This window comes from Actinomadura rubrobrunea NBRC 15275 (assembly GCF_001552235.1).
In the GTDB taxonomy this organism is placed as follows: Bacteria; Actinomycetota; Actinomycetes; order Streptosporangiales; family Streptosporangiaceae; genus Spirillospora; species Spirillospora viridilutea.
Genome location: NZ_BCQU01000043.1, coordinates 1 through 16,383, shown reverse-complemented (window position 1 = coordinate 16,383; position 16,383 = coordinate 1). Strand labels below are relative to the sequence as shown.

At 73.0% G+C, this 16,383-nt stretch carries 18 protein-coding genes; 10 read left to right on the top strand and 8 right to left on the bottom strand.

Annotated elements, in window-relative coordinates:
- Positions 1-98 precede the first annotated feature (98 nt).
- Positions 99-1,247 (top strand): cysteine desulfurase family protein, encoded by a 1,149-nt coding sequence (locus AR3_RS15170; RefSeq protein ID WP_106258379.1) that lies wholly within the window; start codon positions 99-101, stop codon positions 1,245-1,247.
- 87 nt (positions 1,248-1,334) lie between these two features.
- Complete coding sequence (locus AR3_RS31750; protein WP_106258376.1) at positions 1,335-1,649, top strand: sulfurtransferase TusA family protein; 315 nt, start codon at positions 1,335-1,337, stop codon at positions 1,647-1,649.
- Between the two features lie 154 nt (positions 1,650-1,803).
- Here AR3_RS31750 and AR3_RS15160 read toward each other — a convergent pair whose 3' ends face one another.
- Together AR3_RS15160 and AR3_RS15155 are read right to left on the bottom strand one after the other, a co-directional pair.
- The gene (locus tag AR3_RS15160; RefSeq protein WP_067914718.1) at positions 1,804-2,790 is read right to left on the bottom strand and encodes a carbohydrate kinase family protein; all 987 of its coding nucleotides are present in this window, start codon (positions 2,788-2,790) and stop codon (positions 1,804-1,806) included.
- A gap of 345 nt (positions 2,791-3,135) precedes the next feature.
- A complete protein-coding gene (locus AR3_RS15155; protein ID WP_067914715.1) occupies positions 3,136-3,498 on the bottom strand; it encodes a HesB/IscA family protein in 363 nt (120 codons plus the stop codon).
- 275 nt (positions 3,499-3,773) lie between these two features.
- On the opposite strand from AR3_RS15155, the gene nadA reads away from it, so the two are divergent.
- Entirely contained in the window at positions 3,774-4,928 is a 1,155-nt protein-coding gene (gene nadA, locus AR3_RS15150) for a quinolinate synthase NadA (RefSeq protein ID WP_067914713.1), read from the top strand.
- Between the two features lie 114 nt (positions 4,929-5,042).
- Here the strand turns inward: nadA and pspAB are convergent, their stop codons facing one another.
- From pspAB to AR3_RS15130, 4 genes are all read right to left on the bottom strand, one after another.
- Positions 5,043-5,609, bottom strand: coding sequence for a PspA-associated protein PspAB (gene pspAB / locus AR3_RS15145; protein ID WP_067914710.1), 567 nt, complete (start codon positions 5,607-5,609; stop codon positions 5,043-5,045).
- Between the two features lie 2 nt (positions 5,610-5,611).
- Positions 5,612-6,529 carry a zinc metalloprotease HtpX gene (gene htpX, locus AR3_RS15140; RefSeq protein ID WP_067914708.1) on the bottom strand — a complete coding sequence of 306 codons (918 nt, stop codon included), beginning with the start codon at positions 6,527-6,529 and terminating at the stop codon, positions 5,612-5,614.
- 237 nt (positions 6,530-6,766) lie between these two features.
- Positions 6,767-7,045, bottom strand: a complete 279-nt coding sequence (gene pspAA / locus AR3_RS15135) for a PspA-associated protein PspAA (RefSeq protein ID WP_067914706.1) — start codon at positions 7,043-7,045, stop codon at positions 6,767-6,769.
- Positions 7,042-7,881, bottom strand: a complete 840-nt coding sequence (locus tag AR3_RS15130) for a PspA/IM30 family protein (protein ID WP_083951548.1) — start codon at positions 7,879-7,881, stop codon at positions 7,042-7,044. The genes pspAA and AR3_RS15130 overlap by 4 nt, the downstream gene beginning before the upstream one ends.
- A gap of 132 nt (positions 7,882-8,013) precedes the next feature.
- Between AR3_RS15130 and AR3_RS15125 the strand changes: the two genes are divergently transcribed.
- Positions 8,014-8,586: a DUF3043 domain-containing protein gene (locus AR3_RS15125; RefSeq protein ID WP_227023020.1), complete on the top strand. Its 573-nt coding sequence runs from the start codon at positions 8,014-8,016 to the stop codon at positions 8,584-8,586.
- Positions 8,587-8,613: 27 nt separating this feature from the next.
- The gene (locus tag AR3_RS15120; protein ID WP_067914702.1) at positions 8,614-9,615 is read left to right on the top strand and encodes an aldo/keto reductase family protein; all 1,002 of its coding nucleotides are present in this window, start codon (positions 8,614-8,616) and stop codon (positions 9,613-9,615) included.
- Between the two features lie 57 nt (positions 9,616-9,672).
- On the opposite strand, the gene AR3_RS15115 is transcribed toward AR3_RS15120, so the two are convergent.
- A complete protein-coding gene (locus tag AR3_RS15115; RefSeq protein ID WP_067914700.1) occupies positions 9,673-9,873 on the bottom strand; it encodes a hypothetical protein in 201 nt (66 codons plus the stop codon).
- Between the two features lie 42 nt (positions 9,874-9,915).
- Positions 9,916-10,611 carry a DsbA family protein gene (locus tag AR3_RS15110; RefSeq protein ID WP_067914697.1) on the bottom strand — a complete coding sequence of 232 codons (696 nt, stop codon included), beginning with the start codon at positions 10,609-10,611 and terminating at the stop codon, positions 9,916-9,918.
- Between the two features lie 455 nt (positions 10,612-11,066).
- Between AR3_RS15110 and AR3_RS15105 the strand changes: the two genes are divergently transcribed.
- From AR3_RS15105 to AR3_RS15085, 5 genes are all read left to right on the top strand, one after another.
- Positions 11,067-11,810, top strand: coding sequence for a bifunctional adenosylcobinamide kinase/adenosylcobinamide-phosphate guanylyltransferase (locus tag AR3_RS15105; protein ID WP_313819666.1), 744 nt, complete (start codon positions 11,067-11,069; stop codon positions 11,808-11,810).
- Positions 11,807-12,565 carry an adenosylcobinamide-GDP ribazoletransferase gene (locus AR3_RS15100; RefSeq protein WP_067914693.1) on the top strand — a complete coding sequence of 253 codons (759 nt, stop codon included), beginning with the start codon at positions 11,807-11,809 and terminating at the stop codon, positions 12,563-12,565. Before AR3_RS15105 ends, AR3_RS15100 begins: the two co-directional genes overlap by 4 nt.
- A gap of 293 nt (positions 12,566-12,858) precedes the next feature.
- Complete coding sequence (locus AR3_RS15095; RefSeq protein ID WP_067914691.1) at positions 12,859-14,352, top strand: leucyl aminopeptidase; 1,494 nt, start codon at positions 12,859-12,861, stop codon at positions 14,350-14,352.
- A gap of 280 nt (positions 14,353-14,632) precedes the next feature.
- Positions 14,633-16,024 carry a dihydrolipoyl dehydrogenase gene (lpdA, locus tag AR3_RS15090; RefSeq protein ID WP_067914689.1) on the top strand — a complete coding sequence of 464 codons (1,392 nt, stop codon included), beginning with the start codon at positions 14,633-14,635 and terminating at the stop codon, positions 16,022-16,024.
- 39 nt (positions 16,025-16,063) lie between these two features.
- On the top strand, positions 16,064-16,383 hold a 320-nt coding region (locus AR3_RS15085), incomplete at its 3' end, for a biotin/lipoyl-containing protein (protein ID WP_305790610.1).

Genomic DNA, 16,383 nt, shown 5'->3' with positions numbered 1-16,383 from the left:
ATTAGCGCGAGGGTCCCCGGAACCCCCGATCGGGTCCCGGTTACGCTCCTGGAGTGGCCATTTCCGACATGGGCACCGACGCCGCGCCCCCTTCCGAGATGGCCGGCGAGAGGGTCTACTTCGACGCCGCGTCCAGCGAGCCGCTCCACCCGGCGGCGCGCGAGGCGCTGCTGAGCGCGCTCGAATCCGGGTGGGCCGATCCGGCGCGGCTGTACGGTCTGGCGCGCGGCTCCCGGATCATGCTCGACCGGGCGCGCGCGCAGGTCGCGTCCGTGCTCGGCGTGCGCCCCGACGAGGTGTCGTTCACCTCGTCGGGCACGCAGGCGGTGCATCTGGCGATGCTGGGCGCGCTGCGGGCCCGCCGCCGCGCGGGCCGGCACCTGGTGGTGAGCGCGGTGGAGCACTCCAGCGTGCTGCACACGGCCGAGGCGCACGAGCGCGAGGGCGGCGAGGTCACCGTCGTGGGGGTGGACCGGGACGGGCGCGTCGACCCCGCCGAGTTCGCCGCGGCGCTGCGCCCCGACACCGCGCTGGCCTGCCTGCAGTCGGCCAACCACGAGGTCGGCACGCTGCAGCCGGTCGCCGAGGCCGCCGAGGCGTGCCGCGCCGCGGGGGTGCCGCTGTTCGTGGACGCGGCGCAGTCCGTCGGCCGGGTGGACGTGCCGGACGGCTGGTCGCTGCTGGCCGCCAGCGCGCACAAGTGGGGCGGGCCGCCGGGCGTCGGCGTGCTGGTGGTGCGCAAGGGCGTGCGCTGGCGCTCTCCGCTGCCGGAGGACGAGCGCGAACGGCGGCGCGTGCCCGGGTTCGAGAACGTGCCCGGCGCGGTGGCGGCGGCGGCCGCGCTCGCGGCGCTGCGGGACGAGATGTCCGTCCGCGCGCCCCGTCTTTCCGAGCTGATCGGCCGTATCCGGGACCGGGTGCCGCGTACGATCGAAGACGTACAGGTGGTCGGTCACCCGGAGCGGCGGCTGCCGCACCTGGTGACCTTCTCCTGCCTGTACGTGCCGGGCGAGGCGCTGCTGACCGAACTGGACCGCCTGGGTTTCGCGGTCTCGTCGGGAAGCTCGTGCACGGCCGATACGCTGCGTCCCAGCCATGTCCTGGAGGCGATGGGAGTGATCACCCATGGCAACGTGCGGGTGTCGCTTCCTCGCGACGCGCGCCCGGCCGACGTCGACCGGTTCCTTCAGGTGCTGCCAGACGCGGTCGCCCGGCTGCGCCGGGCCGCCGGAGCAAGCGTGGAGTGACGCCCCGATGACCCCGCAGACGCCCCCGTGGCCCCGTCCCCCCCGTCCGGCGCCGCCGTCGCCGGCGACCGCGAGGCGGCCGCTCCGATGAGGTTCCCCGGCCGTTCCCGTCGCGCCGCCCGGCGCGCGCAGCAGCCCCCCGCCGACCCGCCCGCCGCACCGGCCGGGCCCCGGCCCGCGCTGGTCGTCGACGCGCTGGGCCGCAAGTGCCCCATCCCGATCATCATGCTGGCCGAGCGGATCCGCGAGGTCCCGGTGGGCGAGATCATCGCGGTGCTCGCCGACGACGTGGCCGCCCGGACCGACGTGCCCGCCTGGTGCCGCATGAAGTCGCAGGAGTTCGTCCGCGAGGAGCCCGTCGAACGCGGCGGTTGGGCCTTCCATATCCGCCGGATGTACTGATCCGCCGCATGTGCTGAGCGGGCCGATGCGCCGCGTGCGCCGCGATGCGGGGCGCGCGCCCCGCCGGTCCATGAGCAGACGGGCGCGAAAACGGATGCGCCCCGCCCTACGGCGCTCGTCGCGCGGTGCGGGCGGGGCGCTGCGGCCGTGTCCGTTACGGGTTCGGGCAGGAGATGTGGGGGCGCACGTCGTCGGCGGCGGAGGCGCCGTAGGTCCCGGCCAGGCGCTCCAGGAACGCCGAGGTGGACAGGGTGTACTCCTGCGGGCCCGCGGCCTCCAGGGCGTAGGCGGCGGTGACGTTGCCGACCTGGGCGGCGCGTTCCAGGGGCAGGCCCCACGCGACGGCCGTCAGGAAGCCGGCGCGGAAGGCGTCGCCGACGCCCGTGGGGTCGACGACCTTGGCGACGGGGACGGCGGGCACGTGCAGCCCTTCCTCGCCCTTGCGGTCGATGATCGCGCCCTTGGGGCCGAGGGTGGTCACCCGGACCTGGACCCGGTCCAGGAACTCCTGCTCCGACCAGCCGGTCTTCTCCTCGGCGAGGGCCTTTTCGTACTCGTTGCTGAACAGGTAGGCGGCGCCGTCGATGAGCCTGCGCACGTCCGGGCCGTCCATGCGGGCCAGCTGCTGGGACGGGTCGGCGGCGAACGGGATGCCGCGGGCGCGGCACTCGTCGGTGTGCCGCAGCATCGCCTCGGGGTCGTTCGGGCTGATCACCACCAGGTCGAGCCCGCCGACCCGGTCGGCGACCGGCTTCAGCTCGATGGAGCGCGCCTCGCTCATGGCGCCGGCGTAGAAGGTGGCGATCTGGTTCTGGTCCTGGTCGGTGGTGCACAGGAACCGGGCGGTGTGGTGCAGCTCGGACACGTGCACCGAGGCGGTGTCCACGCCGTGCCGTTCGAGCCAGGAGCGGTAGTCGGCGAAGTCGTCGCCGACCGAGCCCACCAAGATCGATTCCTTGCCCAGGCTGCCCATGCCGAAGCAGATGTTGGCGGCGATGCCGCCCCGCCGGATCTCCAGCTCGTCGACCAGGAACGACAGCGACACCCGATCGAGCTGATCGGGGAGCAGCTGGTCGGTGAACCGGCCGGGGAAGGTCATCAGATGATCGGTCGCGATGGAGCCTGTCACGGCGATGCGCACGGCGTCGCTCTCCTCGTGGTGTCGTCCGGCAGTGTCCGGCTGTCGCTCGACCCCATGGGGGGATCGCGGACGGTCAAGACTACTGCCCATGGCACCACGGGATCGGCCCGCGCTCCATCTCCGGCACGGAAGTAATTCGTAGGGACGGCGCCAATCCGCCGCCGGACGCGCGACGGCCCGGACGACGCGTCGTCCGGGCCGCTCACGGGCGTTCGCGACGACCGCGCGTGCGCGTGCGGGTCACCGAGCAGGTCACGTGCGGGTCACCGTGCCGGCCGCGCGGTCGAGCGCGGCGCTCGGGCGCCGCGCGGGCCTAGTCGAACGCGGGCCCAGTCGAACGCGGGCCTAGTTGAACGAGTCGCCGCAGGCGCACGAGCCCGACGCGTTCGGGTTGTCGATCGTGAAGCCCTGCTTCTCGATCGTGTCGACGAAGTCGATGGTCGCGCCGTTCAGGTACGGGAGGCTCATCCGGTCGACCCGCACCGCCAGGCCGTTGAAGTCCTGGACCAGGTCGCCGTCCATCTGCCGCTCGTCGAAGAACAGCTGGTAGATCAGGCCCGAGCAGCCGCCCGGCTGCACGGCGACACGCAACGCCAGGTCGTCGCGGCCCTCCTGCTCCAGAAGGCTCTTGGCCTTCTCGGCGGCGGCGTCGGTGAGGATGACGCCCTGCTGCGTGGTCTCCTGCGTGGTCTCGCCTGAAACCGTCATGTGTGTGGCTCCCGGGTTTCGCTTCGCCGCGCCCGCGGCGCAGTCTCGCATGTCCTTCGAGACGGGACGCGTCTGGTCTTCCGCGCCTCGACGTTCTTACGACAACGTACCTCGGCCCGTAGGCATTCCACGTGACGCCAGTGTGACACACGGGCCCGCGGCCGTTCCGGCTGCGGTGTGCGTCACACCCCTCCCCCGCAGATCCCTGTGCCCGATATGTGTGCGATTATTAGTCGTCAAAGCGACGATAAGTCCGTCGCAGGAGGGAGAGCGTCGTGACCACCCCCGTGCGTGATCTTCCGCTGCTGCTCCTGGGCCGGGGCGCGGACCCGGACAGCGAGCGCGGCGTCGACTGCCCCGGCGACCTGCCCCCCGCGTCCGACCCCGCGCTGGTGGAGCGCGCCAGGGCCGCCAAGGCCGCGCTGGGCGACCGGGTGTTCGTGCTGGGCCACCACTACCAGCGCGACGAGGTGATCCAGTTCGCCGACGTCACCGGCGACTCGTTCAAGCTGGCCCGGGAGGCGGCGGCCCGTCCGCAGGCGCCGTACGTGGTGTTCTGCGGCGTGCACTTCATGGCCGAGTCGGCCGACATCCTGACCGCCGACCACCAGCGGGTGGTGCTGCCGGACCTGGCCGCGGGCTGCTCGATGGCGGACATGGCCACGTTCGACCAGGTGGAGGAGTGCTGGGAGGTGCTGGAGGACGCCGGGATCGCCGACGAGGTGGTGCCGGTCACCTACATGAACTCCTCGGCCGACATCAAGGCGTTCGTGGGCCGCCGCGGGGGGACGGTCTGCACGTCGTCCAACGCCAAGCGCGCGCTGGAATGGGCGTTCTCCAAGGGGTCGAAGGTGCTGTTCCTGCCCGACCAGCACCTGGGGCGCAACACCGCCGTCCTGCAGATGGGCATGTCGCTGGACGACTGCGTCGTGTACGACCCGCACCGCCCCGAGGGCGGGCTGTCCCCGCGGCAGCTGCGCGACGCCAAGATGCTGCTGTGGCGCGGCCACTGCTCCGTGCACGGCCGGTTCACCAAGGAGTCGGTGGACGAGATCCGGGCCCGGGTGCCGGACGTGAACGTGCTCGTCCACCCCGAGTGCCGGCACGAGGTGGTCGTGGAGGCGGACCTGGTCGGATCCACCGAGTACATCATCAAGACCATCGAGTCGGCCCCGTCCGGGTCGGCGTGGGCGGTCGGCACCGAGCTGAACCTGGTGCGGCGGCTGGCCAACGCGCACCCCGACAAGAACGTGATGTTCCTGGACCGCACGGTGTGCTTCTGCTCGACGATGAACCGCATCGACATGCCGCACCTGGTGTGGGCGCTGGAGTCGCTGGCGCGGGACGAGGTCGTCAACCCCATCGAGGTCGACCCGGAGACCGCGCACTACGCCCGCGTCGCCCTCGACCAGATGCTGGCGCTGCCGTAGCGCCGTCGGCGGCCGGGCGGACGCTCCGCGCCCGTCTCGCCCGGCCTCTCCCCTCTCCTCCCGTCGCCCTGTCGCCTCCTGGCGCCGGACGCGCGGTCCGGGGTCGCGCGGCCCTCAGAACTCCGCGCCCCAGACGGGGAACCAGCGGCCCAGGTCCTCCTCGACGGGCAGGTCGGCGCCGACGGCCCCGCGCACCTGCAGTTCCAGGGCGTTGTCGCGCCGGTCGCCCGGCAGCGGGGCGAACGGGTAGAAGGTGCCGCGCTTGTAGAGGTAGATCAGGGCCAGGCGGCGTCCGTCCGGCCCCCGGAACCCGGTCAGCGAGCACAGCAGGTGCGGTCCGAAACCGCCGGCCTCGAGCGTGGAGTTGATCGCGTGCAGGTCGGTGACCACCGCGGGCAGCTCGTCGGGGGCGTGGCGGACCAGCATCCAGGTGTAGCCGTAGGAGTCGGTGCTCACCTCCACCTTGGGGCCCTCGTCGGCGTCCAGGAGCTCCTGGATGTCGCGCTGCAGCCGCGCGAACGCCCCGCCCTCGGCGGCGCGGAAGCACACCGAGCCCAGGCCCGTGGGGGTGAACCCGGTGGCCGCCTCCAGCGTCACCGCGGCGTTCGGCAGCGCGAACAGGCGGTCCAGGTCGGGCGGGGCCGGCTTGGACCGGCCGAGCAGCGCGTCCAGGAACCTCATCGTCACAGCCCCCTGCCGAGCCGGGCGGAGATCTGCTGCAGCTGGGCCAGCCTGCGCTCCAGCGGCGGGTGGGTGCTGAACAGCGCCGAGACGCTGAAGCCCTTGGCGAGGGCGGGCGCGAAGAAGAACGCGTTGAACGGCTCCGCCGCCCGCAGGTCGCGGCTGGGGATGCGGGCCAGCTCCCCCGACACCTTGGTCAGCGCGCTCGCCAGCGCGGACGGGCGGCCGGTGAGCAGTGCCGCCGCCCGGTCGGCCGACAGCTCGCGGTACCGCGACAGCGCCCGGGTGAGCAGGAAGCTGATCGCGTACGCCACCGCGCTGACCAGCACCACGGCCAGCAGGACCAGGCCGGCGTTCTGGTCGCCGTTGCGGCGGCCGAACCCGCCCCACAGGCCCCACTCCAGGCCGAACCGGGTGATCAGCCCGGCGCACACGCCGAGGAAGGAGGCGATGGTCATGACCGCCACGTCCCGGTGCGCGATGTGCGACATCTCGTGGGCCAGCACGCCCTCCAGTTCCACGGGGTCGAGGCGGCGCAGCAGCCCGGTGGTCACGCACAGCACGGCCCTCTTCTGGTTGCGGCCGGTGGCGAAGGCGTTGGGCACGTCGGTGTCGGCGACGGCGACGCGCGGCTTGGGCGCGTCCGACATGGCGCAGATGCGGTCGACGACGCCGTGCAGTTCGGGCGCCTCCCGCGGGGAGACCTCCCGGCCGTGCATGGCGAACAGCGTCAGCCGGTCGGAGAAGAAGTACTGGGCGAGCAGGATCGCGACCGCGACGGCCAGGGCGACCAGCCCCCAGCCGGGCGCGATCGCGAAGAACGCCGCCACGAAGGCGACGTACACCAGGCCGAGCAGGAACATGGTCACGACCATGCGCGACGTCAGCCCCCGGTCGGCCGCGTAGCGTGTGCGCGCCATGAACGGCCCCCTCCCGTCGTCGGTCCCATCGGCATTCCGGGCGTCCCCGAAATCCCATTAAAAGAACGTGCGACGGGACGCATTTGTGCCCTTGAGCAGCGGCGGCCCGGCGTTCTCCGGGCAGGCGCGCTCGAAGGGGGCGGGGGTGTCACTGTCCGGCGACGCGCGCCACGAGGGCGCTGCGCGCGGACGTCAGGGAGATGCGCGGTCGGTGCGACGGGCGACCGCGCGGCGGCGTCAGCCCGGGATGAGCCCCTCGTCGCCGAGCATGCCGCGCACCTCGTCGATGGTCGCGTCGACGGGCGGCAGCACGAGCTCCGACGGCTCCAGGCTGTCGGCGGGCAGCGCCGTGCCGACCTTGCGCACGTTGTCCAGCAGCGAGCGCAGGGCGCCGCGGAAGGTGTCCTCGTCCCCCGTCTCGATCGCCGACTCCAGCCGGGCGTCGAGGTCGTTGAGCGCGGGCAGGTCGGTCTCGGCGACCTCGAACTGCCCCTCGCCCATGATCCTGACGATCACTGCCCACCCCCGGGCTGCTGCGGGTACTGCGCCTGCTGCTGAGCCTGCTGAGGGGTCTGCTGCTGGGCCTGCTGCGCGGCGTCCTGCTGCTGCGGCTGCGCGTCCGGCGCGCCCTTCTCGAGCTGCTTGGGCGCCGGCGCCTGCCCCAGCTCGGCCTTCATCCGCTCCAGCTCCAGCTCCACGCCGGTGGTGGCGCCCATGCGGTCCAGCTCGGCCTGGATGTCGTCCTTGGGCCCGGTGAAGTCCTCCAGGGCGCCGGAGGCCAGCAGCTCGTCGATCGCCCCGGCGCGGGCCTTCATGGTCTCGGTCTTCTCCTCGGCCCGCTGGATGGCCAGACCGACGTCGCCCATCTCCTCGGAGATGCCGGAGAACGCCTCGTTGATCTTGGTCTGCGCCTCGGCCGCGGTGTAGGTCGCCTTGATCGTCTCCTTGCGGGTGCGGAAGGCGTCCACCTTGGCCTGCAGCCGCTGCGAGGCGAGCGTGAGCTTCTCCTCCTCGGCCTGCAGCTGCTCGTACTGCGTCCGCAGCTCGTTGAGCTGGGAGTCGAGCCCGGCCCGCCGCTCCAGCGCCGCCCTGGCCAGATCCTCCCGGCCCACCTGCAGCGCCTTGCGCCCCTGCTCGGTGAGCTTGTTGTGCTGCTGCTCCAACTGGTTGATCTGCAGTTCCAGACGCTTGCGCGAGGTCGCGACGTCGGCCACACCCCGACGGACCTTCTGCAGCATCTCCAGCTGGCGCTGGTAGGAATAGTCGAGGGTCTCCCGAGGATCCTCCATGCGGTCCAGAGCCTTGTTCGCCTTGGACCTGAAGATCATCGACATTCGCTTCATCACGCTCATCGCGCGGCGCCGGTCCCTTCGTGTGCTGGCTCAGTCGCAAACTGGGCTCAATGACCACTGCTGGGGTTCTTATCACCCTACGCGTTAACGCGCGAGGCAGCCACGATGTTCGCAGCCGGTAGGCTGAACCTCGTGTTCCGACGTCGTACCCAGGAAGCCCCCGCAAATCCTCCCCAGGTAGTAGCCAAGCCGGGCGGCAAGGGGCGTCCGACCCCCAAGCGCCGCGACGCCGAGAAGCGGCGCCGCCAGCCGATCACCGCGCCGGCCAACCGCAGGGAGGCCTACCGGCGCATGCGCGAGAAGCAGGCGGCCGAACGCGCCAAGATCCGCGAAGGAATGGCCCGGGGCGACGAGCGCTACCTGCTCAAGCGGGACAAGGGCCCGGTGCGGCGGCTGGCCCGCGATTACGTCGACGCGCGGCGCACCGTGGGCTCGTACCTGATGTACACGATGCTCGTCATCGTCCTGCTGAGCCTGGTGCCCACGGTGTGGGCGAGGCTGCTGGTGCTGCTCGCGCCCCCGCTGCTGCTGGCGGTGGTGCTGGTCGAAGGGCTCTGGCTGAGCATGCGGGTCAAGAAGCTGGCGGCCGAGCGGTTCCCGGACGAGGACCGCCGCGGCGTGGGCCTGTACGCGGCGATGCGCGCCATGCAGATCCGCAGGCTGCGCATCCCCGCCCCCCAGGTGAACATCGGCGACAAGGTCTGATCGATCACCCGGGGTTAGGGTCGGAGCATGCAGTTCCGACACTTGGGCCGCAGCGGTCTCAAAGTCAGCGAGATCAGCTACGGCAACTGGCTCACGCACGGCTCCCAGGTCGAGGAGGACGCGGCGCGCGCGTGCGTGCACGCGGCCCTCGACGAGGGGATCACCACCTTCGACACGGCGGACGTGTACGCGGGCACGCGCGCCGAAGAGGTCCTCGGACGGGCGCTGAAGGGCCAGCGGCGCGAAGGCCTGGAGATCTTCACGAAGGTGTACTGGCCGACCGGCCCCGGCCAGAACGACCGCGGGCTGTCGCGCAAGCACATCTTCGAGTCGATCCACGGCTCGCTGCGCCGCCTGCAGACCGACTACGTCGACCTGTACCAGGCGCACCGGTTCGACTACGAGACGCCGCTGGAGGAGACCCTGCGCGCGTTCGACGACCTGGTGCGGCAGGGCAAGGTGCTGTACGTGGGCGTCTCGGAGTGGCGCGCCGACGAGATCGCCCGCGCGCTCGAGATCGCCGACGAGATGGGCTTCGACCGGATCGTCTCCAACCAGCCGCAGTACTCGATGCTGTGGCGGGTGATCGAGAGCGAGGTCGTGCCCCTGTGCGAGAAGGAGGGCGTCGGCCAGATCGTCTGGTCGCCGATCGCGCAGGGCGTGCTGACCGGCAAGTACCTGCCGGGGCAGCCCCCGCCGCCGGGGTCGCGCGCCACCGACGACAAAGGCGGCGCGGACTTCGTCAAGCGGTTCCTCACCGACGACGTGCTGACCCGCGTGCAGGAGCTCAAGCCGATCGCCGCGGACCTGGGCCTGACCATGGCGCAGCTGGCCGTGGCCTGGGTGCTGCAGAACCCGAACGTGTCGTCGGCGATCGTGGGCGCCTCGCGTCCCGAGCAGGTCCGCGAGAACGCCCGCGCCTCCGGGGTGAAGCTGGACGCGGACGTGCTCAAGCGCATCGACGACGTGCTGGGCCCGGTGGTCGAACGGGACCCGGCCAAGACGGTCAGCCCGCGCACGCGTCCCTGAACGGGTCCGCCGCGGCGCCGCCACGGAACGGCGGGCGGCGCCGCGGCGGCCCGTCCGTTATTCGGGATCGTGCAGGCTCATGGGGCCGTAGACGACCGACTCCCCGTCGAGGAGCGTGACCTGGTCGACGCCCTCCTCGCGCAGGCCGCGCCAGGTCTCCCCCAGCCAGGTCTCCGCGTCCGCCTGCGTGGTGAACGTCTCCTCGGAGCGACCTAGCTCTCGGCCGTCGGCCTTCTCCAGCCGCCAGCTCCACGCCATGTGCTCGACCTCCCTCCGCCGTGAGGAGACTAGCCCGTCCGGTCAGCTCGCGGCCTCGATCGCGCGCCGCAGGGCGTCGGGAGAGTGCACGTCGGCGTCGGAGAGCAGGCGGCCGTCCACCCGCACCGACGGCGTGCGATGGACGCCGTGCGACGTGGTGTAGGTGCGGCTGGCGCTCAGCACGTCCTCCGCGCGGGCCTGCTCGGTCACGCAGCGGCGAAACCGCGAGTCGGTCAGTCCCACCGACGCCCCGTAGGAGAGCAGATCGGAGATCTCGTAGGCCCTGGTCGTCTCCTCGGCCGGCTGATGGGTGTAGAGGACGTCCTGGAAGGACAGCCAGCGCGCGCCGTCGGTGACGCAGCGCAGCGCGGACGCGGCGCGCAGCGAGTTGCCGTGCATCGGCTCGACGCCCTTCGCGAAGATGACCATCGGCCGGAAGACCACCTTGGCCCGTCCCGCGACGGCCAGCTCCTTGAGCATGGGGTCGACGGCGCGGTCGAACCTGCCGCACGGGGGGCAGGCGAAGTCCTCGTAGACCTCCACGACGGGACGCTCCACGCCGGGCCGGACCATGGTGAGGCTGCCGTCGGCGCCGGGCCGGGCCTCGGCGCCGCCCGCGATCTGCCCGACGCGCAGCTGCTCCGGACCGCCGCCGCTCTCCTCGTCGCGCAGGAGGACGAATGCGGCGACGGCGGCGACGAGCACGACCGTCAGCCCTCCGGCGACCAGGGCGATCACCAGGCCCAGGCCGCCGCGGCGAGGGGCGCCCGCAGGCGGGGTGCCGCCTGGCCCCCAGGGCGTGCCCGGGGGGACGGGGCCGCCGGGAGGAGGGGCGGGAGGTGGGGGCGGAAACGCTCCGGGCGGTTGCGCACTCGGGGGCCAAGGTGCATTCGGGGGGTTGGCCACAGCGTCTCCTCAGCGACGAATGGTCTTGACGTGGAGAGTAGCCGGGCGGATCCGCCCTTGGGCGGCCCGTAGAGTTCTCGACCACGATGGACATTGATCTGCAAGGCGTCGCGGGACCGGACGGCTGGCCCGCTTCCGGTTGCCGCTGCGCCTCGTGCAACCGTCTGCGTGCCGCCGGCATCCAGTTCGCCCCTACCCGGGCGACGGTGGACGGCGTGCCGCTGGAAGAGTGCGCGCGTCGCGACGTTCCTGGCGGCTGGGATGTGACGGGCCCATGCGGGAGCCGCGTGTTGGTGGCGTCCGGGCCGGGCTCCCGTCCCGAACCGCTGGACGGGGCGGCATATGACGCGGCGCTTCTCGATCTGGTGGGGTGCCCGGAGCATTTGGGATGGCTGCGCCGCATCGGGGCCGTCACCCAAGCGACGGAGGTGCACGCCGTCCACATCGACCACCGGGTCTCCTCGCCGGACGAGCTGGAACGCCGTCTGAGGCATTGGCTGGGCCCTCAGGACGGTCCCCACCGTCTGCTGCTGCTGGGCGGGGCCAGATCCGGCAAGTCGGCCGAGGCTGAGCTGCGGCTGGCCGCCCACCCCCACGTGACCTATGTCGCCACGGGAAAGACCGGCGCCGACGACCCGGAATGGAACGCCCGCGTCGAGGCCCACAAGAAGCGCCGTCCCTCCTGGTGGACGACCTTGGAGACGACCGATCTGATGCGCGTGCTCGAAACCGCTGAAGGCGCGGTGCTCGTGGACGGCATCGGCACCTGGCTGGCCGCGGTCATCGACGAGGCCGGCGCCTGGGACGCCCCCGACGCCGTCCAGCCCCGCCTGGACGAGCTCGTCGATGCGTGGCGCGGGACGTCCGCCCGCGTGGTCGCGGTGACGGACGAGGTGGGGCTGTCGGTGGTGCCGGCCACGTCCTCCGGACGCGCGTTCCGCGACCTGCTCGGCCGTCTCAACCAGCGGCTCGCCGCCGAGTCGGAGGAGGCCGCGCTGGTCGTGGCGGGGCGCGTGCTGGAGCTGGGATGACCGCGGCGCTGCGGCTGACGGTCACGCTGCTGACCGTCGTGCCCTGGCCCGGCGCCGGGGAGATCGACCGGCGCACCGCCGGGCGCGCCATGCTGCTGGCCCCGCTCGCCGGCCTGATCGTCGGCGGCGGCGCCGCGGCGGTCCTGGCCGTGGGCGCGCCGGCCGGGCTGGCGGCGCCGCTGCGGGCGGCGCTGGCCGTGGCCGCGACGGCGGCGCTGACCCGGGCGCTGCACCTGGACGGGTTGGCCGACCTGGCCGACGGGCTGGGCAGCCGCCGCCCCGCCGAGGGCGCCCTGGAGGTGATGAAGCGGTCCGACATCGGGCCGTTCGGCGTGGTGACGCTGCTGCTGACGTTGCTGATCCAGGTCGCCGCCCTGGCGACGGCGCCGCACGCCGCGGCGGCCGCGCTGGTCGCGGCGGTCGCCGGGCGGCTGGCCCTGCCCTGGGCGTGCCGTGCGGGGGTGCCCTGTGCGCGTCCCGGAGGGCTGGGCGCTCTGGTGGCGGGGACGGTCGGCGCCCGTGAGGCGGTCGCGGTCACCGCCGCCGTCATGGCCGCCGCCGGCGGCCTGGGCGTGTGGGCGGACGGCGCGGCCGGCGGGGTGCGCGCCGTCGCCGCCGTGCTGCTCGGCCTGGCCGCGGCGCTGCTGATGCTGCGGCACGCGGTACGCCGCCTCGGCGGGATCACCGGCGACGTCCTCGGCGCCCTGGTGGAGCTGGCGGCCACCGCCGCCTTGGTGGTGATGGCCGCGCATTGACGGCCGCACGGAGTTGACGGTCGCACCGATCGGCGGAGCGTCGCGCGTGAATTCTTTCCGCGGTGCCCGCCCCGTCGTGTCGCCGATCACTCCCAGACCGTGCGCACGTGCCGCGCGCAGCCCGCCGTTCCCCCTTCCGTACACGCCGCTGACCTGCGGTGCACCACCGCTCCGGCTGCCTTCGGCCCTCCCCGTCCGGGAGGGCGGCAGGCCGCGAGCGGCCAGGGCCCCGAGGGTCAAGGCTTGATCCAAAAGGGCGAAACCGGTCACCGGGAGGACTACCATCGGACGACGTGACGACCACCATCAGCCTTGACAACGCGCCCCCCGCCACACTCGACGTCGACGCCGTGGTGATCGGCGTCGTCCCGGACGGAAAGGACGGCGGCGACGGCGTCCGGCCCGCCGCGGGAGCCGAAGGGATCGACCAGGCCTTCGGCGGCCGCCTGGCGGACGCGCTGCGCGCCGTGGGCGCGACCGGCAAGGCCGAGGAGATCACCCGGGTGCCCACCCTGGGCGCGCTGCCCGCGCCGCTGCTCGTCGCGGTCGGCCTGGGCGAGTCGCCGGACGCCGAGGCGCTGCGCCGCGCCGCCGGCGCGGCCGTGCGCGCGCTGGCCGGCACCCGGCGGGCCGGCATCGCGCTGCCCGCCGCGTCCGCCGCCGAGGTCGAGGCGGTCGCGCTGGGCGCGCTGCTGGGCAACTACGCCTTCCACTCCTTCCGCACCGGCGAGCGCAAGGACCCGGTCGAGCGGATCGTCCTGGCCGCCTCCGCCGACGGCGCGCAGGCGGCGGTGGACCGCGCCCGCACCCTGGCCGAGGCGGTCTCGCTCGTGCGCGACCTCGTCAACACGCCGCCGTCCCACCTGACCCCCGACGACCTGGCCCGCACCGCCGAGCGGGTGGCGGGCGAGGCCGGGCTGGAGATCGAGGTGCTGGACGAGAAGGCCCTCGCCGAGGGCGGCTACGGCGGCATCACCGGCGTCGGCAAGGGCTCGGTCAACCCGCCGCGCCTGGTGCGCCTCGTCTACGCCCACCCCGAGGCCGAGCGGACGCTCGCGCTGGTCGGCAAGGGCATCACCTTCGACTCCGGCGGCCTGTCGCTCAAGCCGACCGACGCCATGGACTGGATGAAGTCCGACATGGGCGGCGCGGGCGCGGTCCTGGGCGCGCTGTCGGCGATGGCCCGGCTCGGCGTGAAGGTCAAGGCCGTCGGCTACCTGGCGCTCGCCGAGAACATGCCGAGCGGCACCGCGCAGCGCCCGTCCGACGTGCTGCGCGTGTACGGCGGCAAGACCGTCGAGGTGCTCAACACCGACGCCGAGGGCCGCCTCGTCATGGCCGACGCGCTGGTGCGCGCCGCCGAGGACGAGCCCGACCTGCTCATCGACGTCGCCACCCTGACCGGCGCGCAGATCGTCGCGCTCGGCACGCGCACCACCGGGGTGATGGCCAACGACGACGACCTGCGGGAGAAGGTGGTCGCGGCGGCCCGGCGCGAGGGCGAGGCGTTCTGGGGCATGCCGCTGCCGGCCGAGCTGCGCAAGGGCCTGGACTCGGCCGTGGCCGACATCGCCAACGTCAGCGGCGACCGGTGGGGCGGCATGCTGGTGGCGGGCCTGTTCCTCAAGGAGTTCGTCCGCGACGGGCTGCGCTGGGCGCACCTGGACATCGCCGGCCCCTCCTACAACAAGGGCGAGCCCTACGGCTACACCCCCAAGGGCGGCACCGGCGCGGCGACCCGCGCGCTGGTGCGCATCGCCGAGGAGCTGGCCGCCGGCGCCCTATAGCCGCCGCGGCGGACCCGCGCGGCGGGCCCGCCCGGGACACGCGCCTGAAACCTTGCTCGCCCCCGCCGGTACGGGCGGTCCGAGAACCGAATAGATTGCTCCATGGCGACGGGGCCGTGTGCGCTGAGCCCGGCCGCCGGAGACGTCAGGACGCGCCGGTGCCCGGCGACGGGACGCACGCCGGACCGGAGCCCGGCCCCGGCGCGGTGTGGTGCGACGAGACTGGCCGACCACACTGGCAAGGACAACAACAGCGCGCAGACCGGAAAGGGAGCGTCCAGTGGCCGACAACGGCCCCTTCGACATCGTGGTCCTCGGCGGCGGCAGCGGCGGGTACGCATGCGCCCTGCGCGCCGCCGAACTCGGCATGAGCGTGGCGCTGATCGAGCGCGACAAGCTCGGCGGCACGTGCCTGAACCGGGGGTGCATCCCCACCAAGGCGCTGCTGCACGCGGCGGAGGTCGCCGACCAGACCCGCGAAGCGGCGAAGTACGGTGTCAAAGCCGCCTTTGAGGGCATCGACATCGCGGGCGTGCACGCCTACAAGGACAAGGTCGTCTCCACCACCGTCAAGGGACTGACCGGCCTCATCAAGTCCAAGGGCATCACCATGGTCGAGGGCCACGGCAGGCTGACCGGCCCGACCTCGGTGGCGGTCACCGGCGCGGACGGCGCCGTGACCACGCTGGAGGGCCGGCACGTCGTGCTGGCCACCGGCTCGGCGCCCAAGTCGCTGCCCGGCCTGGACATCGACGGCGAGCGGATCATCACCAGCGACCACGCGCTGACCCTCGACCGGGTGCCCGGCTCGGTGATCATCCTCGGCGGCGGCGTGATCGGCGTGGAGTTCGCCAGCGTGTGGCGCTCGTTCGGCGCCGAGGTCACCATCGTCGAGGCGCTGCCGCACCTGCTGCCGCTGGAGGAGGAGTCGTCGTCCAAGCGGCTGGAGCGGGCGTTCCGCAAGCGCGGCATCGGCTTCGAGCTCGGCGTCCGCTTCGAGAAGGCGGAGACCACCGACGCGGGCGTGCGCGTCGCGCTGGCGGACGGCAAGGTCCTGGAGGCCGAGCTGCTGCTGGTCGCCGTCGGCCGCGGCCCGGTGTCGGACGGCATCGGACTGGAGGAGGTCGGCGTCGCCACCGAGCGCGGCTACGTCAAGGTGGACGAGTACTGCCGCACCAGCGTCCCGACGATCTCGGCGGTCGGCGACCTGGTGCCGACCCCGCAGCTGGCCCACGTCGGCTTCGCCGAGGGCATCCTGGTGGCCGAGCGGCTCGGCGGGCTGAACCCGCAGCCGATCGACTACGACGGGGTGCCGCGCATCACCTACTCCGATCCCGAGGTCGCCTCGGTGGGTCTGACCACCGCCGCGGCGCGGGAGCGGGGGCACGAGGTCAGGGAGTTCACCTACGACCTGGCCGGCAACCCCAAGAGCAAGATCTTGGGCACCCAGGGGGAGGTGAAGGTGATCGCGGCCGTGGACGGTCCCGTGCTCGGGATCCACATGGTCGGCGCCCGCGTCGGAGAACTGATCACCGAAGGTCAGCTCATCTACAACTGGGAGGCCCTGCCGGGTGAGGTCGCCCAGCTCATCCACCCCCACCCGACCCAGTCCGAAGCGGTCGGCGAGGCACACCTCGCCCTCGCCGGCAAGCCACTGCACGTGCACGGCTGAACGCCCGCACGCCAGATTCCGAAGGAGTCGCTGAGAGCCATGCCGGTCTCCGTCACCATGCCCCAGCTCGGCGAGAGCGTCACCGAGGGCACCGTCACCCGCTGGCTGAAGAAGGAGGGTGAGCACGTCGAGACGGACGAGCCGCTTCTCGAAGTGTCGACCGACAAGGTCGACACCGAGATCCCCTCTCCCGCGTCGGGCGTGCTGACCAAGATCATCGTTGCCGAGGACGAGACCGTCGAGGTCGGCGCCGAGCTCGCCGTCATCGGCGACCAGGCCGAGGCCGCCGCCGCGCCGCCGGCGGCGCCCGAGCAGCCCGCCCAGGAGGCGCCCGCGCCGCAGCAGCCCGCGCCGTCCGC

Coding starts and splice junctions, on each gene's coding strand:
- AR3_RS15100 (WP_067914693.1), top strand. CDS start 11,807: ATGACCGCGGCGCTGCGGCTGACGGTCACGCTGCTGACCGTCGTGCCC.
- pspAB (WP_067914710.1), bottom strand. CDS start 5,609: ATGAGGTTCCTGGACGCGCTGCTCGGCCGGTCCAAGCCGGCCCCGCCC.
- AR3_RS15115 (WP_067914700.1), bottom strand. CDS start 9,873: ATGGCGTGGAGCTGGCGGCTGGAGAAGGCCGACGGCCGAGAGCTAGGT.
- AR3_RS15130 (WP_083951548.1), bottom strand. CDS start 7,881: ATGAGCGTGATGAAGCGAATGTCGATGATCTTCAGGTCCAAGGCGAAC.
- htpX (WP_067914708.1), bottom strand. CDS start 6,529: ATGGCGCGCACACGCTACGCGGCCGACCGGGGGCTGACGTCGCGCATG.
- AR3_RS31750 (WP_106258376.1), top strand. CDS start 1,335: ATGAGGTTCCCCGGCCGTTCCCGTCGCGCCGCCCGGCGCGCGCAGCAG.
- AR3_RS15170 (WP_106258379.1), top strand. CDS start 99: ATGGCCGGCGAGAGGGTCTACTTCGACGCCGCGTCCAGCGAGCCGCTC.
- AR3_RS15120 (WP_067914702.1), top strand. CDS start 8,614: ATGCAGTTCCGACACTTGGGCCGCAGCGGTCTCAAAGTCAGCGAGATC.
- AR3_RS15155 (WP_067914715.1), bottom strand. CDS start 3,498: ATGACGGTTTCAGGCGAGACCACGCAGGAGACCACGCAGCAGGGCGTC.